Source organism: Aggregatibacter kilianii (assembly GCF_003129965.1).
GTDB classification, from domain to species: Bacteria; Pseudomonadota; Gammaproteobacteria; order Enterobacterales; family Pasteurellaceae; genus Aggregatibacter; species Aggregatibacter kilianii_A.
In genome coordinates this window covers 1-22,713 of sequence record NZ_NRCJ01000011.1, presented here as the reverse complement: position 1 = coordinate 22,713, position 22,713 = coordinate 1, and the positions used below count along the sequence as shown (strand labels likewise).

22 protein-coding genes are annotated in these 22,713 nt (G+C 45.3%); 11 read left to right on the top strand and 11 right to left on the bottom strand.

Annotated elements, in window-relative coordinates; genetic code table 11:
- Positions 1 to 7: 7 nt before the first annotated feature.
- The 3 genes from DK430_RS09175 to malM all read left to right on the top strand — a co-directional run bounded on the left by DK430_RS09175 (position 8) and on the right by malM (position 3,619).
- Positions 8 to 1,318 (top strand): alpha-amylase family glycosyl hydrolase, encoded by a 1,311-nt coding sequence (locus DK430_RS09175; RefSeq protein ID WP_109078767.1) that lies wholly within the window; start codon positions 8 to 10, stop codon positions 1,316 to 1,318.
- A gap of 31 nt (positions 1,319 to 1,349) precedes the next feature.
- Positions 1,350 to 2,633, top strand: coding sequence for a maltoporin (locus tag DK430_RS09170; protein WP_109078766.1), 1,284 nt, complete (start codon positions 1,350 to 1,352; stop codon positions 2,631 to 2,633).
- Positions 2,634 to 2,722: 89 nt separating this feature from the next.
- Positions 2,723 to 3,619, top strand: coding sequence for a maltose operon protein MalM (gene malM, locus DK430_RS09165; RefSeq protein ID WP_109078765.1), 897 nt, complete (start codon positions 2,723 to 2,725; stop codon positions 3,617 to 3,619).
- Positions 3,620 to 3,890: 271 nt separating this feature from the next.
- On the opposite strand, the gene moeB is transcribed toward malM, so the two are convergent.
- Together moeB and moeA are read right to left on the bottom strand one after the other, a co-directional pair.
- Positions 3,891 to 4,619, bottom strand: coding sequence for a molybdopterin-synthase adenylyltransferase MoeB (moeB, locus tag DK430_RS09160; protein ID WP_109078764.1), 729 nt, complete (start codon positions 4,617 to 4,619; stop codon positions 3,891 to 3,893).
- Positions 4,620 to 4,634: 15 nt separating this feature from the next.
- Positions 4,635 to 5,849: a molybdopterin molybdotransferase MoeA gene (gene moeA, locus DK430_RS09155; protein WP_109078763.1), complete on the bottom strand. Its 1,215-nt coding sequence runs from the start codon at positions 5,847 to 5,849 to the stop codon at positions 4,635 to 4,637.
- A gap of 190 nt (positions 5,850 to 6,039) precedes the next feature.
- Here moeA and folE point away from each other — a divergent pair, with 190 nt between their 5' ends.
- A complete protein-coding gene (gene folE / locus DK430_RS09150; protein ID WP_109078762.1) occupies positions 6,040 to 6,696 on the top strand; it encodes a GTP cyclohydrolase I FolE in 657 nt (218 codons plus the stop codon).
- Positions 6,697 to 6,795: 99 nt separating this feature from the next.
- On the opposite strand, the gene dacB is transcribed toward folE, so the two are convergent.
- Positions 6,796 to 8,238, bottom strand: a complete 1,443-nt coding sequence (dacB, locus tag DK430_RS09145; protein ID WP_109078761.1) for a serine-type D-Ala-D-Ala carboxypeptidase — start codon at positions 8,236 to 8,238, stop codon at positions 6,796 to 6,798.
- A gap of 159 nt (positions 8,239 to 8,397) precedes the next feature.
- Between dacB and greA the strand changes: the two genes are divergently transcribed.
- Positions 8,398 to 8,874, top strand: a complete 477-nt coding sequence (gene greA, locus DK430_RS09140) for a transcription elongation factor GreA (RefSeq protein ID WP_109078760.1) — start codon at positions 8,398 to 8,400, stop codon at positions 8,872 to 8,874.
- Positions 8,875 to 8,968: 94 nt separating this feature from the next.
- On the opposite strand, the gene yhbY is transcribed toward greA, so the two are convergent.
- Positions 8,969 to 9,271, bottom strand: coding sequence for a ribosome assembly RNA-binding protein YhbY (gene yhbY, locus DK430_RS09135; protein WP_109078759.1), 303 nt, complete (start codon positions 9,269 to 9,271; stop codon positions 8,969 to 8,971).
- A gap of 101 nt (positions 9,272 to 9,372) precedes the next feature.
- Entirely contained in the window at positions 9,373 to 9,987 is a 615-nt protein-coding gene (locus tag DK430_RS09130) for a riboflavin synthase subunit alpha (RefSeq protein WP_109078758.1), read from the bottom strand.
- A 24-nt stretch (positions 9,988 to 10,011) separates the two neighbouring features.
- On the opposite strand from DK430_RS09130, the gene DK430_RS09125 reads away from it, so the two are divergent.
- The 3 genes from DK430_RS09125 (at position 10,012) to DK430_RS09115 (ending at position 15,535) form a co-directional block, all read left to right on the top strand.
- Complete coding sequence (locus tag DK430_RS09125; protein ID WP_109078757.1) at positions 10,012 to 11,409, top strand: MATE family efflux transporter; 1,398 nt, start codon at positions 10,012 to 10,014, stop codon at positions 11,407 to 11,409.
- Positions 11,410 to 11,572: 163 nt separating this feature from the next.
- The gene (locus DK430_RS09120) at positions 11,573 to 13,735 is read left to right on the top strand and encodes a TonB-dependent siderophore receptor (protein ID WP_109078756.1); all 2,163 of its coding nucleotides are present in this window, start codon (positions 11,573 to 11,575) and stop codon (positions 13,733 to 13,735) included.
- A 54-nt stretch (positions 13,736 to 13,789) separates the two neighbouring features.
- Positions 13,790 to 15,535: an ABC transporter ATP-binding protein/permease gene (locus DK430_RS09115; RefSeq protein WP_109078755.1), complete on the top strand. Its 1,746-nt coding sequence runs from the start codon at positions 13,790 to 13,792 to the stop codon at positions 15,533 to 15,535.
- Between the two features lie 241 nt (positions 15,536 to 15,776).
- Here DK430_RS09115 and ybaK read toward each other — a convergent pair whose 3' ends face one another.
- Entirely contained in the window at positions 15,777 to 16,256 is a 480-nt protein-coding gene (gene ybaK, locus DK430_RS09110; RefSeq protein WP_109078754.1) for a Cys-tRNA(Pro) deacylase, read from the bottom strand.
- A 60-nt stretch (positions 16,257 to 16,316) separates the two neighbouring features.
- Here ybaK and DK430_RS09105 point away from each other — a divergent pair, with 60 nt between their 5' ends.
- Together DK430_RS09105 and DK430_RS09100 are read left to right on the top strand one after the other, a co-directional pair.
- Entirely contained in the window at positions 16,317 to 17,288 is a 972-nt protein-coding gene (locus DK430_RS09105) for an oxidoreductase (protein WP_109078753.1), read from the top strand.
- Positions 17,289 to 17,351: 63 nt separating this feature from the next.
- The gene (locus DK430_RS09100) at positions 17,352 to 17,984 is read left to right on the top strand and encodes a DUF1919 domain-containing protein (protein ID WP_109078752.1); all 633 of its coding nucleotides are present in this window, start codon (positions 17,352 to 17,354) and stop codon (positions 17,982 to 17,984) included.
- A 44-nt stretch (positions 17,985 to 18,028) separates the two neighbouring features.
- Here the strand turns inward: DK430_RS09100 and DK430_RS09095 are convergent, their stop codons facing one another.
- Genes DK430_RS09095 through msrB form a run of 3 tightly spaced genes read right to left on the bottom strand, consistent with a single transcriptional unit; the run spans position 18,029 to position 20,242 of the window.
- Complete coding sequence (locus DK430_RS09095; protein WP_109078751.1) at positions 18,029 to 18,511, bottom strand: redoxin family protein; 483 nt, start codon at positions 18,509 to 18,511, stop codon at positions 18,029 to 18,031.
- A 15-nt stretch (positions 18,512 to 18,526) separates the two neighbouring features.
- A complete protein-coding gene (locus tag DK430_RS09090) occupies positions 18,527 to 19,168 on the bottom strand; it encodes a cytochrome c biogenesis protein CcdA (RefSeq protein ID WP_109078750.1) in 642 nt (213 codons plus the stop codon).
- Between the two features lie 3 nt (positions 19,169 to 19,171).
- The gene (gene msrB / locus DK430_RS09085; RefSeq protein WP_109078749.1) at positions 19,172 to 20,242 is read right to left on the bottom strand and encodes a peptide-methionine (R)-S-oxide reductase MsrB; all 1,071 of its coding nucleotides are present in this window, start codon (positions 20,240 to 20,242) and stop codon (positions 19,172 to 19,174) included.
- A 214-nt stretch (positions 20,243 to 20,456) separates the two neighbouring features.
- On the opposite strand from msrB, the gene can reads away from it, so the two are divergent.
- Positions 20,457 to 21,149, top strand: coding sequence for a carbonate dehydratase (gene can, locus DK430_RS09080; protein WP_109078748.1), 693 nt, complete (start codon positions 20,457 to 20,459; stop codon positions 21,147 to 21,149).
- 96 nt (positions 21,150 to 21,245) lie between these two features.
- Here the strand turns inward: can and purR are convergent, their stop codons facing one another.
- Positions 21,246 to 22,244: an HTH-type transcriptional repressor PurR gene (gene purR, locus DK430_RS09075; RefSeq protein ID WP_109078747.1), complete on the bottom strand. Its 999-nt coding sequence runs from the start codon at positions 22,242 to 22,244 to the stop codon at positions 21,246 to 21,248.
- A gap of 329 nt (positions 22,245 to 22,573) precedes the next feature.
- Positions 22,574 to 22,713: IS3 family transposase (locus DK430_RS09070; RefSeq protein ID WP_162616830.1), on the bottom strand; the 140-nt coding region annotated here is incomplete at its 5' end.

The following is a 22,713-nucleotide window of genomic DNA, read 5'->3' as shown; positions in this document are numbered from 1 at the left end:
AATGACGATGGAAGCTGTAGCGCAATACCAACCGCAGCCTTTTGTGGAAATCAAACATCCCGAGTGGGCGGAAAGTGCGGTCATTTATCAGGTTAATTTACGCCAGTTTACGCCGGAAGGCACGTTCAATGCCTTCAAAGCCCATTTGCCGCGTTTAAAAGAACTGGGCGTGGATATTCTGTGGTTGATGCCGATTCATCCTATCGGCGTGAAAAATCGCAAGGGCAGTCTCGGCAGCCCGTATTCCGTGCAGGATTATTACGGCGTGAATTCCGAATTCGGCACGTGGGAGGATTTCAAGGCGTTAGTTGCCGAAATTCACCGTTTCGGCATGTATGTCATTATCGACTGGGTGGCGAACCATTCCGCTTGGGACAATCCGTTGGTAGAACAACATCCCGAGTGGTACAGCAAAAATAAAGACGGCAATTTCCAGCCGACGCCTTGGTATGACTGGGACGATATTATCGAATTCGATTATGACAACGCCGAATTGCGTCAATACATGACCGATGTCATGAAATATTGGGTGCGGGAAACGGACATCGACGGTTTCCGTTGCGATGTGGCGGGGTTCGTACCGACGGATTTCTGGAATAACGTGCGCCGTGAATTGGATAACATCAAATCCGTATTCATGCTGGCGGAATGGGAAAGTCGCGATTTACACCAAAAAGCGTTTGATATGACCTATAACTGGTCGTTGTGGGACAAACTTACCGCCGTGGCAAAAGGTTCAGGCTTCCACGCCTTGGTGGAATACATGGCGCATGATGTGAAAACTTTCCCGCGCGACGGTTACCGCATGAATTTCACCGACAATCATGACAAAAACGCTTGGGAAGGCACACAGTATGCCAATTTCGGCGATGCTTTATCCCTCGCCACGGTGATGACCGTGGTCGCTAACGGTATGCCGTTAGTGTATAGCGGGCAGGAAGCGGGCTTAAATCGTTCCTTAAAATTTTTTGATCGCGACACCATTGAATGGCGCGAACACCCCAATACCGAATTGTATAAAACCCTGTTTGCCTTGAAACATCAAAATTTGGCATTACGCAACGGCAAACGGGGCGGACAAATGATCCGCATAAACAATAACACGCCGAACGTGCTGTCTTTTTATCGCGAAAGTGAAGGGCATCGCGTGGTGGCGATCATGAATTTCAATGCCGAGCCGGTTCGCGCAACACTCGCGTGCGACAGCATCGGCGGCGAATATCTGGATTGGTTTAAAGGGCAGAATTATTCACTAGCGAATTCTGCCGAAATACCACTGAACGGCTGGGGATACCTTGTGTTATCCCAAGTCGCTTAAGGTTATTAACTCAACGCAAGAGAGGTCTCTTATGAAAATTCAAAAAACACTTTTGACAGTTGCTATTAGTGGGGCATTGTTTGCAACATCCGCCGCTGCGGTGGATTTCCACGGCTATGCCCGTTCCGGTATCGGTTGGACATCCGGCGGCGGCGAATTAACCGCATTTTCCGCTAATGGTGCGCCGGCAAAATACCGTTTAGGTAACGAGTCCGACACCTATGCGGAATTAGGCTTCGGTCAGGAATTGTGGAAAGAAGGTAACAAACGCTTCTATTTCGACAGCTTAATTGCCTACGGTGGTAATTTGCATAGAGGCGACTGGACTGAAACCAGCCCGGCAGTGCGTGAATTAAACGTGAAATTTGAAAACTTCGCCGATAGCTTACCGGGCGCCACATTATGGGCAGGTAAACGCTTCTATCAACGTCATGATATTCACATGAACGACTTCTACTACTGGGATATTTCCGGTCCGGGTGCAGGGGTTGAAAACATTGATTTAGGTTTCGGTAAACTCTCCGTTGCGGCAACACGTAATACCGAATCAGGCGGTGCGTTCACTTACTACTATAATCATGCAACCAAACAATGGGTAAGCAATCGTAGTGAACAACAAGATGTTTACAACGATGTGTTCGATATTCGTTTGGCAGAAGTGGAAGTGAATCCAAACGGTAAATTGGAATTCGGTTTCGACTATGCCAACGCGCATAAAAAAGATAATGCCCGTTTTGCGAATGATGACGCGACCAAAAACGGTCACATGTTCACTATTGAACATACTCAAAGCGAATTCTTCGGTGGCTTCAATAAATTTACCGTGCAATATGCGAAAGATTCTATGGCGTCAGAAGGTTGGAACTCCGGTCACGCGCAAGGTTCTTTAGTGAATAACCGCGGTCACATGCTTCGCTTAATTGACCAAGGTACCGTTCAATTCAGCGACAAAGTTGAAATGATGTATGCCTTGATTTATCAAAAAACCGATTTGGATAACAAACAAGGCAGCACTTGGTACTCCGCCGGTATTCGTCCGATGTATAAATGGACTAATACCATGAGCACCTTAATGGAGCTTGGTTATGACCGCGTGAAAGACCAAGCCACCGGCAAGAAAAATGATTTAACCAAAATCACTCTTGCCCAACAATGGCAAGCGGGTAACAGCATTTGGGCGCGTCCGGCAATCCGTGTGTTCGGCACTTACGCACACTGGAACGATAAATTCAACACCGAAAATCGCACAAACTTAGGTTACAAAGCGAAAGACGGCGAATTTATCGCAGGCGTTCAATTTGAAGCTTGGTGGTAATCACCGTAAAATGTGCTATCCGCCAAAAGCGGGTAGCACAAATTCCTTTTCTCAATCCTTTTATAAAATAATTTTTTTCTGAGGTTAATATGAAAAAAACGATGAAATTTTTGACCGCACTTTTATTGGCGAATATGGCTGTAACTTCTCCAAGCTGGGCTGATACGCCTGTTCATATTAACTCAACGGCACTGGCGAACCTGCAATGGCAGGATGTGTCCTTTTCCGAAAAAGTCACCACGAATTTATCCGAACAACAAAAACAAGCCTTTACCACCAGTTTTGCCGGCGTAGAAAGCCCGATTGCAGCATATCGTATTCCGGCGAACCAAGGCACCTTAGAAGTGGAAATCATCAGCCCGATCGAAAATAAAAGCGTATTCGTTCCAAGTGCGGTGGTTTTAGACAGCAATTTTAATGTGGCGGCGACTTACCCGTCTTCAGAATTCAAATTCAAGGAAGAGCGCGGCATGCAACCGAACCGCTTTGAAGCCGAATTAAATCTCACTCCGGCTGCCTCACAAGGCTATATTTACCTATTGATTTACACCACTCAACAGGATTTGGCGAAAACGACCATGATCCCGCACCCTGCAAAACTGTATGCCAAAGGCACCGGACACCAACCGCCGGCACTGAATGATATTGAAGTAAAACACAGTCTGAACGGTCAGATTATCGTGAATGTCAGCAATGCTAACGGCACACGCTTCATCGGTATGCCGACCACAATTTTCTCCTCCGAGAAAAAAGCGGCACAACCGGTAGGCGCAGCCCCTGCACCGACTCCGACAGCCAATGTTGCACCGTCCAAAGCCGTCAACGTACCTGTGGATAAAGACACCGAAGCCTATTTCAATCAGGCGATCACTAAAGCGTTAAAAGCCGGTGATGTAAATAAAGCGATGAATTTAGTCAATGAAGCAGAAAAACTCGGCTTAACTTCACCGCGCCAAACCTTCTTAAAACAGGTTTCCTCCAAATAGCAAACTCTCTTTTTCATTCACTTTTCATTATTCGCCACCGATATTCGGTGGCTTTTTTTATGGTTGGAATGGGACGAGTGTGGGAAAAGTGCGGTCGTTTTTTGAAGTGTTTTTCAGCCCCTCTCTTTAGAAAAGAGGGGGGGGATTTGAAAAAGAGATTAGCAAAGGAAATAATTAATTTAATGATGGCGCGCGTTTCCTAACGCGTGCCTTTTTCCTTTTCATATCAATATGCTAGAAGCACACGCTAGGAAGCGTGCGCTAGCCATTATTACACGTTACCACTTGGCAATTTCACTTCCCGAACCGACATCGTCATGCCGTCGATCAACAATAACCGACCGCATAAATTCGTGCCGATTTTCAACCGCACTTTGATGGCTTCAAGGGCTTGAATAGAACCGACCAAGCCCACAATGGGCGCCAGTACGCCCGCTTCCACGCAACTTAATGCGTTATCGCCGAATAAGCGGCTTAGTGTGTGATACGTCGGTGTGTTGTCTTCGTAAGTGAAAACGGAAACCTGTCCTTCCATGCGAATGGCGGCGCCGGAAATGAGCGGGATTTTATGGGCGGCGCAGGCGGAATCCAGTTGATTGCGGGTGGTGACGTTATCGGTGCAATCCAACACGACGTCAAACTTGCCGACCAACTCCTTAAGTTGTTGTTCATCCAGTAATTGATGGATGGCGTCCACTTGAATATGCGGATTCAAACGCTGCAGGGAGCGTTGCGCCGATTCTGTTTTCGGCATACCGATACGACTGTCGTCATGCAACACCTGACGTTGCAAGTTGGATAAATCCACGGTGTCGAAATCCAACAACGTCAAATGCCCCACGCCGGCAACCGCTAAATATTGACCGGCGGCGCAACCTAAACCGCCAAGACCGACAATGAGCATTTTGCTACTTTTTAACGTTTCCTGCCCGTCGAAATCAATGTCTTTTAACACAATTTGGCGGTTGTAGCGCAATTCTTCCTGATGGGTTAATTCCATAACAAACTCAATGTATTAGCGTAATAAATCGTTAAACGGTTCGATGGTGACAGTTTCGCCCGCCGCCACATTGCCGCGATCCTGTTCCAGCACGATAAAGCAGTTGCTTTTTACAAAGGAGCTGAATAAATGGGAACCTTGAAAGCCCACCGGCTGCACGTCGATTTGTCCTTGTGCATTGAGTTGATAGTAGCCGCGTTGGAAGTCTAATCGTCCCGGCGATTTTTTCAAATTCACGGCGGCAACGGCAGATAAACGTGCCGGCGCTTTCCATTGGCTGTAGCCGCTGAGTTTGGCAATGGCAGGTTGCACTAATTGATAGAAGGTCACCAAGGCGGAAACGGGATTGCCCGGCAACCCACAGAACCAGGCGTTTTCCAATTTGCCGAACGCGAACGGTTTACCGGGTTTAATGGCGATTTTCCAGAAATTGATTTTGCCCACTTTCTCTAAAATATGTTTGGTGAAATCCGCTTCGCCCACGGAAACGCCGCCGCTGGTGATCACCAAATCCGCCTGTTGTTGCGCTTCTACAAAGGCTTTTTCAAATTGCGCTTCGTTATCGGGCAAAATGCCGAAATCCATCACCTCACAGTTTAATTTTTCCAACAACAGTTTTACGGTGAAGCGGTTGGTGTCGTAAATTTGCCCCGCCTGTAACGGCTGTCCCACGGGAACCAGCTCATCACCGGTGGAAAGCACCGCCACTTTGAGACGTGGGAACACCTTGACTTTTTCAATGCCGAGGGAGGCGAGCAACGGTAAGGAGACAGCGTTCAATAAAGCGCCTTGTTGCAACACCACATCGCCCTGTTTGACATCTTCACCGATACGGCGAATGTTTTGATTTAACTTCGGCAGGCTTGCGAAAGTCACCGTGCCGTTATCGTTTACCTGAACGTCTTCCTGCATCACCACGGCATCGGCACCCTGCGGAATCATGGCGCCGGTCATAATTCTGACCGTACTTTGCGCTGCCCATTCGCCCTCAAAGGGCGCACCGGCAAAGGCTTTACCCGCAACGGATAAAGTCATGGATTGCTGCAAATCCGCCAACCGCACGGCATAACCGTCCATGGCGGAATTGTCGAAAGAGGGCACGTTAATCGGAGAAATGATATTCTCGGCACAAATGCGTTGCGCGGCTTGATGAATCGGGAGGGTTTCCGTGGCAGTCGGAGAAGGAAGTTGGTTTAACATTTGCTCAAGGGCTTGAGATAACGGCAACATACGGGATCCTTGTAAGAATAAAAAGTGCGGTCATTATACTCGGGGTTGAGAATGTTTCAAAAAATACTTATGACGTGGTGTTTTCCTTTATTTCGGAATAAAACTTTTCATGGAATATAGCGATTATTCTCATTTTATTATTGCCCCTGATTTTGCTAAAATGCGCCATTATTTTTATTGGGAGCAGTAAATGAACGATATTTCACCTGAAGCAGAAAAAGTCCGTACGGCACTGGTTCAGAAAGGAATTGAAACACCGATGGTGGTGTTGAAGGAAAGCACAGACGAACGTCGCACTAAAATTGAACAACATATGCGGGAAGTGTTACGTTTAATCGGTTTAGATTTGTGCGACGATAGTATCGAAGAAACCCCGTCACGTCTTGCCAAAATGTTTGTTGATGAGATTTTCAGCGGCTTAGACTATGCCAATTTTCCTAAGATTACCAACATTGCCAATCGCATGAAAGTGAGCGAAATGGTGCTGGTAAACGATGTCACATTAACCAGTACCTGCGAACATCACTTCGTCACCATCGACGGCAAAGTATCCGTCGCCTATTACCCGAAAAAATGGGTTATCGGGTTGTCAAAAATTAATCGAGTGGTGGCGTTTTTTGCTCAACGCCCACAAGTACAGGAACGTTTGACGGAACAAATTTTACTGGCGTTTCAAACCATTTTAGAAACGGACGATGTGGCGGTGTATGTGAAAGCCACCCACTTCTGCGTGAAATGTCGCGGTATCAAGGATGCCAACAGCTACACGGTGACGTCTGCTTTCGGCGGGGTGTTCTTGGAAGATCGGGAAACCCGTAAAGAATTTTTGAGTTTGATTAATAAATAATTCGACAGTTTTCTAAAACTAAAAAGTGCGGTGGATTTTTGAAACGTTTTTAAAACGCTACGAAAATCCACCGCACTTTTGTTTCTCAATTCAGCTTAATTAATCCTGATATAAGGCGTTATACACGCCGCTTTCAAATTGCACCAGAGGGGCGCGTTTGGTTTTGCTTTCCAGATCGCCGGTGGAGTAGCCGTTGATAAATTGCACGAACGCCACTTTTTCGCCGCGCGCGTTGGTGAGATAACCTGCCAGATTGTACACACCTTTCAATGCGCCGGTTTTGGCGATGACGTTTTTCACCAACGGCGGATTGATTAAGGATCCGCGTCCGCTTAATGTGCCGTCCACACCGGCGATAGGGAAGGTGTCCAGTAAATGCAATTTGTCTTCATTTTTCGCGATGTAGTCCAGCACCTGTAACATGGTTTGCGGCGCGACCAGATTATGACGGGAAAGACCCGATCCGTCGGCGATAACGCTGTTGCCGAACTTAATGCCCACTTGCGATAACACGCGTTTCATTGCCAATGTGCCCAGTTGGAAGGACGCGGGGCGTTTGTATTGTTGATAGGCGATAGTGCGGAACAGGGCGTCGGCAATTTGATTGTCGGATTTTTTCATCATTTTTTTGATGAGATCGGGCAAGGGTTTGGATAAATGCTGCGCCAAGAGCTGCCCTTGTTGTTGGCGATAAGGCTGTTGCACCTGTCCGTTCAATTCAATATTCAGGCGTTTTAGTTGACGTTGAATCACGGCGGCGGCAAAGGCATCCGGATCCTGCACGGCAAAACTTAAGCCGAAAGGTTTGGCTTGACGCGCCAAGCAGCCTTTTACCTGATAGCGGTTGTTGTCATGTACGATGGCATCCAGCTGGCAATAAGGCGCTTCCTCTTTGCCCGCCACATAAACCTGACCGAACACCTGAATCGGGTATTGCGACGGCACGTTGAATTTCACCGGTTGTCCTTCCGGCTGGTTGGCGTCAATGTCCACATAGAAACAGTTATTATCAATGTTCACGGCGGCAGGCGGTGCGTTAAAACACATGGTCAAGTCGTTCCAAATCCAGCCTAAACCGCGGTCATGTCCTCTAAATACGGACGTATCCAAAATCAGATTGCCGGTAATTTTGCTGATGTTTTGTTTCTTTAATTCCGATAATAAATTAAATAATTGCCCGCTGGTCAAATCGGGGTCGCCGGTGAAGCGCACGATTAAATCGCCGTTTAATTGCCCGTTTTGCACTTTGCCGTTGGTTAAAAGTGCGGTCTGAAATTGAAATGAATCGCCGAGCGCCAATTTAGCCGCTAACGCGGTGAAGACTTTTTGCGTGCTGGCGGGGAGCATGAACGTTTGCCCGTTGTAGTCGGCAATGATGCTATCCTGATTGATGTTTTTTGCCATAAACGCCAAATTCGCCCCTTCGGGAAGATTGGCGGTGTAGTTGCCGATATTTACTTCGGCGAAAGTGGAAGTGGCGATGCCAAGGCTAAGTAATAAGAGTGTTTTTTGAAAAAGATGACGTGGTGAAAATTTATACATAATTCGTGCTTGAGGTTGCTATTTTTTGAAAGACGAACAATAATAGTACGCGAATACGCGGGAGTAAATGCTTTTCTCCCACCATAACCAATTAATTGATACTGTGGAATCCTTTGGATTCCACGGTTTTTCTTTTATTCAAATTTAGGGAAAAGAAGAATGCAACAAATTCCAATGACCGTTCGCGGCGCACAATTATTGCGTGAGGAACTGGATTATCTGAAAAACGAACGTCGCCCGGAAATCATCAAAGCCATTGCGGAAGCACGCGAACATGGCGATTTAAAAGAAAATGCGGAATATCATGCCGCCCGCGAACAACAAGGTTTCTGCGAAGGGCGCATTCAGGAAATTGAAGGCAAACTCGCCAACAGCCAAGTAATTGATGTCACCAAAATCCCGAATAACGGCAAAGTGATTTTCGGCGCGACCGTGGTGCTGATCAATACCAACACGGATGAAGAAGTGAGCTATCGTATTGTGGGCGATGACGAAGCGGACATTAAAAACGGGCTGATTTCCGTGAATTCACCTATTGCACGCGGTTTGGTGGGCAAAGAGGTAGACGATGTCGTCAACATCACGACACCGGGCGGTGCAGTCGAATTTGAAATTATTGAAGTGGATTATGTTTAGTTAGATGGGGCGGTCCTGTGCCGTCCCGATGTCTTAGTCATCTAAATAATCAAAAGGCAGTTAAAAAACTGCCTTTTTTATGTTTGCTTTTCGCTTATTTACGCGGAAGCTGAATTTTATTTTCTTCGCTAGGACGATATAACACCAGCACATGACCGATGGTTTGCACCGCCGCCGCGCCGGTTTCGCGCACAATGGCATCGATAATTAATTGTTTGGTTTCACGATCGGAACCGCTGATTTTCACTTTAATCAATTCATGATGATTCAGCGATAAATCAATTTCCGCCAGCACACCTTCCGTTAAACCGTTACCGCCGAGCATCACCACCGGGCTTAAATGATGGGCGAGACCTTTTAAATATTGCTTTTGTTTTGTTGATAATGTAATTGACATAATAATCTCTTTGAAAAAATTGACGGGTGATTCTAATGCAAAACGGTCGCTTTAGCTAATGAATTCTGTTGAAAAAACACCGCGAAAAACAACCGCACTTTTTACGCCTCTTTCTGCGCCAGATAGCGTTCCACCGTATCGACGATGGCTTGGGTTTGCGGGTCGATTTCGATATTTACTTTTTCGCCCACCTCTTTTTTACCGATAAGCGTACGGTGAATCGTTTCTGGGATCAGGTTGACGCAAAAGCGTTGTTCCCGCACTTCGCCGATGGTTAAACTGATGCCGTCCACAGCGATGAAGCCTTTGGTTAGGACATATTTCATCATCGCTTTTGTCGGCAGTTGGAACCAGATTTGCAGGTTGTTTTCGGATGGAATGCGCTCAACGATTTCCGCCGTGCAATACACATGACCGGATAAAATATGCCCGCCGATTTCCGTACCCATTTGCATAGCGCGTTCAATATTCACGAAGTCGCCCACCTTTAATTCGCCCAAATTGGTGATTTTCAGGGTTTCCTGCATTAAGTCGAAACGGACCAGATTTCCCCTAATTTCCGTTACGGTCAAACATACGCCGTTATGCGCAACGGACGCGCCGATTTGTAATCCTTTCAGCATTTCTTGTGGCATTTCCACCTGGTGTGTTCTAAAATTAGCCCTTTCCGTGATCGCCCTAATTTGTGCGGTACCTTGCACAATACCTGTAAACATAGTGACCTCAAAATCTCTCTATTTATGAATTTAACAATCGTCAAAGAATATCATATTGAAGCTAAAAAATTAATTGCTATCGCCATTCCCATTCTGCTTGCACAAATTGCACAAAATTCCATGGGGCTGGTGGATACCATCATGGCAGGGCGTGTCAGCGCGGCGGACATGGCGGCGATTTCCGTGGGCGCGTCTATTTGGCTGCCGTTGGTGTTATTTGGGCATGGTTTACTGCTCGCGCTGCCACCGACGATTTCCTATTTAAACGGCTCCGGACAACGCAAACGCATTGCCCACCAAGTGCGCCAAGGCATTTGGATTGTATTGTTTAGCTGTATTCCGCTTGGTTTGCTGATTTATAACAGCGATGTTGTGCTACAAAAAATGGACATGGAACCGCGCCTGGCGGAGATTACCATTGGCTATTTACACGCCATGGTTTGGGGCTTACCGGGCTACTTGCTGATGATTAATTTCCGCTGTTTAAATGATGGCATCGCAAAAACCAAACCGGCGATGGTGATTACCTTTCTTGGTTTAATGCTGAATATTCCGCTTAATTATATTTTTATTTACGGCAAATTCGGCGTGCCGGCATTCGGCGCGGTGGGGTGCGGTATCGCCACGGCAATCGTAAATTGGATGATGTGCCTGCTGATGTTGGGCTATTGTATGCGGGCAAAAAATCAGCGGGATCTGAAGGTATTTGCCAATATCATTGAACGCCCGAACATGAACACCTTGCGCAAGTTGCTGAAACTGGGTTTTCCTATTGCTATGGCGTTATGTTGTGAAGTGGCGTTGTTTGCGCTGACATCTTTATTCTTATCGCCCCTTGGTTCTGATGTGGTGGCGAGCCACCAAATTGCGCTGAACACCAGTTCCTTTGTGTTTATGTTGCCGATGTCGCTCGGCATGGCGACGACGATTTTGGTGGGGCAACGTTTGGGCGAAAAATCCCCGAGCGGTGCTAAACAGGTCACTTATTCCGCCTTGGCGGTGGGGCTGTCTGTGGCGGTGGTGACGGCATTTTTAACGGTTACCCTGAGAGAGCAAATCGCCTCGATTTTCGTGACCGACATGGAGGTTATCGCCATGGCGGGATCATTGTTATTGTTGGCGGCGTTATATCAATTTTCCGACACCATACAAGTCATCATCGGCGGTGTCCTGCGCGGTTATAAAGACACCCAAGCGATTTTATACATCACGTTGTTTTGCTATTGGGGCGTCGGTATGCCGTTGGGCTACACCTTGGCGCGTACCGATTTGATTATCCCCGGCGGCATTGCGGCAAAAGGCTTCTGGATTGCCTTTGTGGTAAGCCTTACTATCGCGGCGATTTTATTGTTCTATCGCCTGCGAAAAACACAAGGGCAACCGGACGATATCTTGCTGACACGATTAGAAAAATTAAAATAAACCTCAACGCCCGTTGCATTAGCAGCGGGCTTTTTTCATGTAAAGTGCGGTGGGTTTTTGCGGCGTTTTTTCGTCTTTCGATAAAAAAGAGAATGATTATATTTTATGCCTGAAACTTTTCAGCTATACTGTCGCCGTTTTTTGACTTGAAAAGGTAACTTTTATGAAATTTAAATTAAGTTTAATTTCCACCGCACTTTTAACGGCGGTATCTATGGCGGCTTATGCGGAGGAAAATACCGAAAAGTTGGATCAAATTAATGTTGATGTGAACTCTGAAGAATTACAACAGGTCGGTTATCACGCAGTGGGAACCTCTTCCGTTTCCAAAGTGAACGTGCCGATTATTGATACACCGACCACGGTTAATGTGGTGACAACCAAACTAATTGAAGATCGTAAACCGAACGATTTAATTGACGCACTATCCAGTGTGAGCGGAGTAAGCCAAGCTAATACGTTGGGCGGTGTGTTTGACGCGGTGCAAAAACGTGGTTTCGGTGGTAATCGCGATAATTCCATTATGCGTAATGGCATGCAAGCCGGTCCGTCGCATAACTTCGGTGCAACAACAGAAACTGTTGAGGTGTTAAAAGGTCCCGCTTCCGTGCTTTACGGTATTCAAGATCCTGGCGGTATTATTAATGTGATCACTAAAAAGCCACAACAGGAAAGTAAGCACGTTGTGGGTGGTACCGTCGGCAATAACGATATGTGGGGAATGCAATTGGATTCCACAGGCGGTTTAGGCAACGGCTTTGCTTATCGCTTTATTTATGACAAAAAGGATAAAGATTACTGGCGTAATTTCGGCAAGATTGAAACCACTACTTATGCTCCGTCTCTTTCTTGGGAAAACGACACCACAAAAGTCTTGTTGGCTTACGAACATTTGGATTACACCCAACCTTTTGATCGCGGTACGCAGCTGGTGAATGGTTCCGTGGTGAATATTCCCGCCGAGCGTCGTTTGGATGAGCCGAATAACCAAACCAACGGTAAAACCGACAATATTCAGGTAAAAGTCGAACATAAATTAAGTGAACAATGGAAATTGAATTTTGCTTATGGTTACGCACGCGATAAATATAATTATCGTCAAACCCGTGTGGTAGCGGTGAATACCAATGATACAAATAATTATGCGTATAATAACCGCGTTTTAGCTCCAAGAACGGCATTGCGTCGTTTGGAAAAACAAGCGGCAGATCAACGTGTACATACAGGATCTCTTAATTTAGTTGGGGAATTTTCTATTGGTGAAATTGCCAACCGCTTTATTGTTGGCGTAGATGCTTCCCGCAACTACCGAACTACTGGTCCGGTGTATAACAATGGAGGTTGGAGTTACATTAATATTGATAACCCCGTTTATACTGATCCTGATGCACGTGAGACGTTAAGAAATAATAACTATCAAATTAATAACATTAAAACCGTTGGTGTTTTTGTGCAAGATACGGCATATCTGACAGATAGTGTGATTGTTACCGGTGGTTTGCGTTATGAGTATTTTGATCAGGTTGCAGGACGTCATCAAATCGGTAGTCCGTTTGAACCGAATACTAAACAAAATGATGGCAAACTACTTTATCAATTCGGAGCTGTGTATAAATTCACGCCAAATTGGGCAACATATGCGAACTATGCAGAATCTTTCCGACCACAATATAGCATTGCGAATAGAGTTGATTCAGGTTTAGAGCCGGAAGAAGGTAAATCTATTGAAATCGGAACGAAATATGAAAGTGCCAACATCAATGCAACGTTAGCTTTATTTAATATTGATAAGAAAAATGTAGCAGAAACCGATACAAATGGTGATGTATATATTGCGGGTAAGCAACGTTCTCGCGGGGTAGAAGTGGATGTGAACGGTTATATTACCGATAAATTAAGTGCTTCTGCTACCTATACTTATACTAAAGTTAAACATCGTGAAAATAAAAGTTATCCCGATGCAGTCGGTCAACAGTTAAATGGTGTGCCAAAACATCAAGCGGCATTATTCTTAAGCTATGATTTAGGCGAGTTTCTAAACGGACAATGGCGAATCGGTGCAGGTGCACGTTATTTAGGCTCTTGGAATGCTTATACTTCCGACTATGCAACAAGCTACAAAATTCCTGATGCAACGATTTATGATGCATTCTTAGCTTATGAAACCAAAGTAGCAGGTAAGAAAGTCAGCTTGCAATTGAATGGTAAAAACTTGTCCGATAAAGTTTATTATCAATCCACTTCAGGCAATGCGGATCAATACATCGTACCGATTTCTTTAGGTTACGGTCGTGAAGTCTTCCTCAACGCTAAAGTCGAGTTCTAATAAACAAATTTAATCCCAAAGGGCGTTTAACGCCCTTTCTTTTTGGATATTCAAATGGATTGGCAAACGGAACTTAATCGTAGTTTTAGCTGGCTTTTAACCGCACTTTTTTATGTTTCTTTAGTGTTGGTTATGTCGGCGTTGGCGTTGCATAAAACCTCGTTCGGCAAGAAATTCTGGCTGATTGTAAAACCCTGCGTACAAACCTCGCAGGCGTATAAAATCCTCGGCTTAGTGTTGCTATTGCTGACGTTGATCTTGCTGGAAGTGCGCATCAGCGTATTGAACACCTTTTTCTACAACGGGCTTTATTCGTCATTGCAGAAGCAACAAGCCGAAGCCTTTTGGTTTTTTGCCGGGCTCAATGCACTGTTGGTGATGTTCAAAATCGTACACTCCATCGTCAATTATTTTGTGCGTCAGTTGTTTGAAATTCGTTGGTTGGAAAAGCTGAACAATGAGATGGTGGTGCGTTGGATTCGCCATAAAAATTATTATCGCCTGAAATACGAAAAGGAATTGCCCGATAACATCGATCAGCGTATCGAACAGGATGCCCGTGAATTTATCAGCGGTACGGTTTCTCTGCTGCAGGGATTGATTAATTCCGTCATGTCCACCATTGAATTTACCATTGTGTTATGGGGCTTGTCGGGCTTATTGGTGCTGCTCGGCGTGCCGATTCCGAAAGGCGCGGTGTTCTTTATTTATATTTTTATCCTCATCGCCACCGCACTTTCCGTGTGGATTGGGCACCCGCTGATTAAACTGAATTTTGAAAAAGAACGGCTGAACGGGGATTATCGTTATTCCCTGATTCGCGTGCGGGATAACGCGGAAAGTATCGCCTTTTATGGCGGCGAGGAAAAAGAGCGGTGGAATTTACAGGCAAAATTTAATTCTATTATTCATAACCGTTGGGCGATTGTGCGCCGTATGCTTGGATTGGACGGTTTTAATACCGGCGTGACCCAAACCGCGATGATTCTGCCGCTCATGTTGCAGGCGCCGCGTTTCTTCGCGGGGCAGGTGAGCTTGGGCGATATGCATCAAACGGTACAAGCCTTTAATCGTCTTATGCGGGCGTTGTCGTTTTTCCGTTTGTTCTACGAAGAATTTACCCTGTATCAAGCGCGCCTAAATCGTTTATACGGATTTTTCGCCAAACTGGACGAACTGGATACCACCGAAATTCATCAGCCGGTGGAATGTTCCAATCGGGTCTCGCTGCATCACTTCGGCATTAAAGACGGCAACGATAAAGTCTTGTTAAAGAACTTAAACGTGGAGCTGCAGAACGGAGACGCGCTGTTAATTCAAGGCCCGTCCGGTGCGGGCAAAACGTCGTTGCTCAAGGCCATTGCGGGGATTTATCCTTTTGATACGGAAGGGCGGGTAGAGCGTCCATGCAGCAACAGTCTGTTCCTGCCGCAACGCCCGTATATGCCGCAGGGCACGTTGCGCGAAGCCATTTGTTACCCAAACATCGAGCCTAAACGCGGTGAGCTGGAACTGGCGATGGAGCAGTGCCGTTTGAGTAAATATATCCCGTCACTCAACGAATCCAACGACTGGCAGGCGATTTTGTCGCCGGGCGAACTGCAACGGGTGGCGTTTATCCGCATTATCCTCATGCAACCTGACGTGATTTTCTTGGATGAAACCACCTCGGCACTGGACGAACCAACGGAGGAACTGCTGTATAAAATCATCCGCAGCCGTTTCCCGAATATGATTATTCTCAGCGTCGGGCATCGTTGCACCTTGCAGCAGTTTCATAATAAGCGGTTGGAGTTGTGAGAAAAGTGCGGTGGTTTTTTAGAATAAAATGTAGGGGCGGGTCCTGTGCCCGCCCGTAATGTCAAATTAATAAATCAATTTTAATTTTCTATTTTCACATGATTATAGGGCGGGCACAGGACCCGCCCCTACATACAATTAGCTAAATCTCTCCTTATCCTCTTTGCAAAAGAGAGGGAGTTTATCTTGGCGTCATCCTTTCTCGAAAGATGAAAAAACACCGCTGAAACCCACCACACTTTTACCCCTCATCCACCACATCCACAAATTGCGCATTTAATATTTTCGCCAAATCTTGCGGGGCGATTTCTACGCTTAAGCCACGTTTGCCGCCGGAGACATAAATGTTGTCGAAGTTCAGCGCAGAATGGTTGATGACGGTGGCAACCCGTCTCTTTTGACCTAACGGACTGATGCCGCCCACCAAGTAGCCCGTGCTTTTTTGCGCAGCGTCTTTGTCCGCCATTTCCACTTTTTTCACGCCCAAGGCTTTCGCCGCTTTTTTCAGGCTTAACATATGGCTGGTGGGGAGCACAAAACAGGCGAGTTTTTTCTGATCGCCGTTTTCGGCAACCAATAGGGTTTTGAAGGATTGATCAGGATTAATGCCTAATTTTTCGGCGGCTTCATCACCGAAATGGGTATTGTCTGGGTCGTGATCGTAGTGGTGTAAGGTGAAAGGGACTTTTTGTTTTTTCAATAAGTCAATTGCCGGTGTCATTGTATTTCCTCGTGATAATTCAGTAAAATGGAGCCCGTTTATTTTACTGCGGAGAAAAAAATGGATACAAGATTAAATATCGCCCTTGTCGCCGAATTCGATTTATGCGAGAAGTTGGCGGAAGCGTTGGAACAGAGTAGTTTAGACATTGAGACATTGTCCGTGGTGGAACTTTTCCCTTTTGGTGAAGAACAGGGCATTCGCTTCAACAACAAAAGCGTCGCACAAATTCCGTTAGAGGAAACGGAATGGTCGGATTTCAATTATGTGTTATTTGCCGGCGAATTAACCCACGCGGCGCATATTGCCAAAGCGGCACAAGCGGGCTGTGTGGTGATTGATTTGAAAGGCGTGTGCGCCTCGTTAAATGATGTGCCGTTGATTGTGCCGACCATTAACGATGAACAGTTGGTTTTATTGCAACGTAACATTGTGTCTTTGCCTGATCCGCAAGTCACTCAGTTTGTTTTCGCTGTGTCACAATTTGCCCGTGAGAACACCCTGTCTCAAGTGTTGGTCACGTCCTTGTTGCCGGCATCTTATATCGACAGCGAAACCGTGAACAAACTTGCCGGGCAAACCGCGCAACTGCTTAACGGCATTCCGTTAGATGAGGAACAGCAACGCTTGGCGTTTGATGTGTTCCCGCCCGCCAAACCGACGGCAAGTCTTGCCGCCCAAGTGGAAAAAATCTTCCCGCAATTACCGAATGTGATATTCCATCAAGCGCAAGTGCCGGTATTTTACGGCATGGCGCAAATGGTGACGTTGCTTTCCGAGTATGAATTTGATGAACAATCGCAGATTCAAGCATGGCAGGAAAATGCGTTGGTGGATTACCGCGCAGACCAATTATTGACGCCGGTGACTAACGGCGAAACCGAAGCGGGCGAAGAACCAACATTGCATATCGGCGGATTTACACGCTTAGACAACGGCGTGCAATTCTGGCTGGTCGCCGATGAACAACGCTTTGATATCGCCTTGCTGGGGGTGAAATTGGCGGAATTGGTTTATCAGAAAGGGTATTAGCCTGAGTTAAACTGAAAAGTGCGGTGAAAAATGACCGCACTTTTTCTCTAGTCGGAGTCAATGATGTCGTTATTTTCAAAAATCAAACGTGCGGTGAACAAATTTCAGCGAAAATCCATTAATCGTACGTTAAAAAGCCGATTGCAAAATCATGGTATGTCGGTGTTATCAAGCAATTGTGTTGGCGCGTTTATTTTGCATGATTTGAATGAACCCTTTAATTCGCCTTTTGTGAATTTGTATGTGAAGCCGCGGGATTTTATCCGTTATCTACAAAATATTCCTCATTATCATCAGCAAACTTTAGCCTTTAAACCTGCCGATAAGCCTTATCCCGTCGGTTGGCTGGACGATATCCCCATTCATTTTATGCACTATCACAGTGCGCAGGAAGCGCAAGAAAAATGGGAAACCCGTTTGAAGCGACTGGATTTGAACAACCTGTTTATTGTGATGACGGACAAAGACGGCACGGAAGGTGTGACGTATCAGGATTTGGTGGATTTCGACAATTTACCGTTTAAAAATAAAGTGGTATTTACCCATAAATCTTATCCCGAACTAGCCTCCGCCTGCTACATTCAAGGCTTTGAAAATGAAACTCAAGTGGGTGATATTTTTGAATTTTCAGGCTGGAACGGCGCGAAATATTACGATCAGTTCGATTATGTAGCATGGTTTAATCAGCCGAATTAAAAAAGTGCGGTCAAAAATGACCGCACTTTTTTGTCCTTAAGGAATCAATTTCCCATCAACTGTTTAATTTGTGCCGTTCCTAAATGCCCCGGCACGGTTTTTTGAATAGTCAAATCCGCATCAAGTAATACACTCGACGGGTAGCCGCGCACTTTAGCGCGCTTAATAGTCTCGCCGTTTTCGTCTAACAGCACGATGATGTTTTTATATTCCAAGCCTTTGTACCATTCAATAAAATCCTTGGTTTCTTTTTCGCCTTTAGCGCCCGGTGAAACGAGGGTGACGACATCAAAGTTTTTGTTCGGCTCGGCGCTGAGCTCGTTGATTTCCGCTAAGCCGGCAAGACAGATCGGACACCAAGACGCCCACATTTTGACGTAAACAGGCTTGTCTTTGCTTGTCACTTGTTCAAGTGTAACCAGGTTATTATTTAAGTCTTTAAATTGCACGTCTTTCAATGTATTTTCTCCTTCGGCAAAGCTATTTACGCTGAATGCCATGAATAATAATGCAATGATTTTTTTCATGATGAATCCTTCCTTTTATTGTAAGTTATTGGTGATTAATAAAATGCCCATCACGATAATGAGTAAACCACCAATAATTTTAAATTTGCCTAGGTGTTTGTTTAGCGCTTTGGTGCGTTTCAGTAACTCTTGTGAGAACAATGAGAAAAGCACGAACGGCGTTGCCAAACCTAATACATAAACCAACATCATCGCTGCGCCATATAAGGCGGAGCCTTCGTCGCCGGATAATGCCAGCACGGAAGCTAAAATCGGACCGATACAGGGTGTCCAGCCGAGGCTGAACGTCAGCCCTAAGAAAAAGGCTTCAAAGGAGGCGCTTTTGCCTTCGGTTTTCACTTCCAGCACTTTGGTTCTTTCCAAGAAATTCAATTTGATAATACCTAATTGATGGATTCCCAGAATGATTACGATGATCCCGGCGATGATTCGCACGTTATCGTTAAAGAATAAATTGCTTAAAAATCCGAAGCTGAAGCCTAGGCTGACGAAGGTTAAAGACAAACCTGCAATGAACAAAAAGGTATTCAGGATTTTTCTGCCGCCTTTCGCCAGAATGCCGAAATAAATCGGGATAATCGGGAAGATACAAGGCGACAAAAAGGACGCCAGACCGGCAAGGAAAACCGTGCCGATTAATAACTGCTGATCAAACATCCTTTACTCCTTCACGGCATTTATCAGATAACCGTAGTTTTCTTTTGCCATGTCTTCCAACGGAATGAATTTAATGGACGCACTGTTAATGCAGTAACGCAAGCCGCCCTTGTCTTTCGGACCGTCGTCAAACACATGCCCCAAATGGGCTTTTCCGCTACGACTAATCACTTCCGTTCTGAGCATATTGAAGCTGTGATCTTCCTGATAAGTCACCACCTCTTTTGCAATCGGCTTGGTGAAACTCGGCCAGCCACAACCGGACTCAAATTTATCTTTCGATGAAAACAGCGGTTCACCGGTAGTGATGTCCACATAAATGCCAGGTTTGAAGTTGTCCCAGTATTCGTTGCTGAAGGAATGTTCGGTATTTTTATTTTGCGTCACGCTGTATTGCAACGGTGTGAGTTTGGCTTTCAGTTCCGCGTCGCTCGGCTTCGGATAATCTTTTTCGTCAATAATGACGTTATTGGCTTGTTCCAAATCAATGTGGCAATAACCGTTCGGGTTTTTCTTCAAATAATCCTGATGGTATTCTTCCGCCAACACATAATTGCGCAACGGTTCCACTTCAATTTGAATTTTGTTTTTGTATTTTTTTTGTAACGCAGTGATTTCATTATTAATAACCGCTTTGTCTGCCGCATCCTGATAATAAATGCCTGTACGATATTGTCTGCCGCGATCGTTGCCTTGTTTGTTCACACTGGTCGGGTCAATCACCTGAAAATAATATTTGAGCAATTTATCCAAGGAAATTTTATTGCGATCATAGGTGACTTTGACGGTTTCCGCATGGTCGGTAATGCCGATCATTTGGTAGCTGGTTTGGTCGCCTTTGCCGTTGGAATAACCGGAAACGGCATCTTCCACGCCGTAAATGCGTTCCATGTAGGCTTCAATGCCCCAGAAACAGCCGCCTGCCAAATAAATGTCGTGTAGATCTTTTGTTGCTTCGGACATCTTACTTTTCTCCATGGTTGGTTGAACGCTAATTTCCGCCATTACGCTTGTCGGGATTGCCGCACAGGATAAAAGTGCGGTCAAGATCACGACCAATTTTGATTTTTTCATGATAACTCCTTCATAATTTTACATAATGAAAATGGTACCTTTTCATATAGGTTAGACGGAGCAGCCTAAAAATACTTACAAATTATTTTAATCATTTTGTGCTAATTCGTTAAATCATCATTGGAAATAACAGGTTATACCAAAAGCAATTTTATCGCCGCCCGTTCTGGGCTATACTGTGCTCCTTTTTGATTTATTGCAGGAGTAGGAACATATGAAAAAAATAGAACAACTTTTTGCCAATAATTACAGCTGGGCAACGCGCATGAAAGAGGAAAACTCAACCTACTTTCAGGAATTGGCGGAGCACCAGCAGCCTCATTATTTATGGATCGGTTGTTCGGACAGTCGCGTACCTGCGGAAAAATTAACCAACTTGGGACCGGGTGAATTGTTTGTGCACCGTAATGTAGCGAATCAGGTGATTCATACGGATTTGAACTGCCTCTCCGTGGTGCAATATGCGGTGGATGTGTTGAATATCGAGCATATTATTATTTGCGGGCACACCAACTGCGGCGGTATCCATGCGGCGATGAACGATCAGGATTTGGGCTTGATTAACAACTGGCTGTTACACATTCGCGATATTTGGTTTAAACACAGTCATTTGCTTGGCAACCTTTCGCCGGAACGCCGCGCCGATATGCTGACAAAACTGAACGTCGCGGAGCAGGTGTACAACCTCGGTCGTTCGTCAATTGTGAAAAATGCCTGGAAAAACGGTAAAAAATTATCGCTGCACGGCTGGGTCTATGACGTAAAAGACGGCTTTTTAATTGACCAAGGTGTGATGGCGACCAGTCGTGAAAGCCTCGAAATTTCCTATCGAAATGCGATTTCCCGTTTACTGAAATTAAATGAAGAGGAAATGTTGCGAAAGGCGCATGAACAGGATTTGGAGTAGGGCATATCTTGGTTAGGTGGGCATTGCCCCACCATTTTTTAATGGGATAATTTCATCCCTCAAACAAGTCATTTATGCTCTTCTATAACCTGCTATTTAAATTTGTTTCACCGATTTTCGCACCACCAATTCAGGGTGGATTTCAATGATTTCCCGTTGATCGGATTTGTGATTGATACGTTCGAATAATAAATTCATCGCTTGTACGCCTAGGCGGGATTTGGATTGATGAATTGTCGTCAACGGCGGCGAATAAAAGCGGGAGGCGTGGATGTTGTCATAACCGATAATGGAAATGTCATCCGGTACGCGCAAGCCTTTTTCACCAATGGCGGAAATGGCACCCAACGCCATTACATCGTTACAGCAGAACACGGCAGTCGGCAGGGTTTCTTGGCGAAGAATTTTATTCATACATTCATAGCCGTCTTCCGGCTCGAAAAAACCTTCCGTTACCCAATTCGGGTTGATTGCCAAACCGGCTTCCTGCATGGCGTGAACAAAGCCTTCGTAACGGGTCTTAGCGGTGGTTTTGCTGAGTTCGCCGGCAATAATACCGATGTTTTTATGTCCGTTTTCAATTAAATGTTTGGTTGCCAGATAACCGCCGTCAAAACTATTATCCTGAATAATATCCGTGTGCGCATTCGGCCCCCAATCCATCACCACCATCGGAATAGAGGAGAACGCCGTGAGCAGATCCAACGAATCCTGTAAATACTCGGAACACATCACCAAAATGCCGTCAACACGTTTTTTCGCCAGCATATCCAAGTGATTTTTGATTTTTTCCGCATTGTTTTGCGTATTACATAAAAACAAAGAATAGCCTTGGCGATAGCAATGTTCTTCCACTGCGTGAATAATTTCGGCGAAATAGGGCGCTTCACTGGTGGTGACGATCATGCCGATGGATTTGGTGGTGTTAACTTTTAAGCTACGCGCCACCGCACTTGGCGAATAGTTGAGATCTTTGATCGCCTGCAACACCTGCTGTTCGGTTTCGGCGGCAACGAAGCGGGTTTTGTTGATAACGTGGGATACCGTGGTGGTGGATACGCCTGCCATTTTGGCGACATCTTTGATGGTAGCCATAATTTTCTCCGTAAAAAATTTTGGCTATTATAAAGATCGAATAGGGTTTGGTTAAGGAGATTCACAAGAAAACAGATGAAAAATTACACTTTTTTACATTTGTTTAGCTTTTTCTGTGAATTTTTTGTTAAAATGCGCGGCGACTGAATATCAACAGGAAAAATGAGGTAAAAAATGGGTACTTTTGGTTATGCGATGATGATGGTTGTGCTTTCTCTCGGCTTAATTCTGGTGTTGGCATCTGCCATTTTCTAATTAAAAAAACAATTTAAAATCAAACCGCACTTTAAGCTTTAAAGTGCTCTGCTCCCCAAAAGTTGGACAGATAACTAAACTTCAGTTAAATATTGAGCTCTGTATTGCACAGGGCTCAAATTGTTTAACTTAAGCTTAATACGTTCCTCGTTATAATAACGAATATAGTCATGTATTGCCCGTTCTAATTCATCAATATTGTTAAACCGGCGGG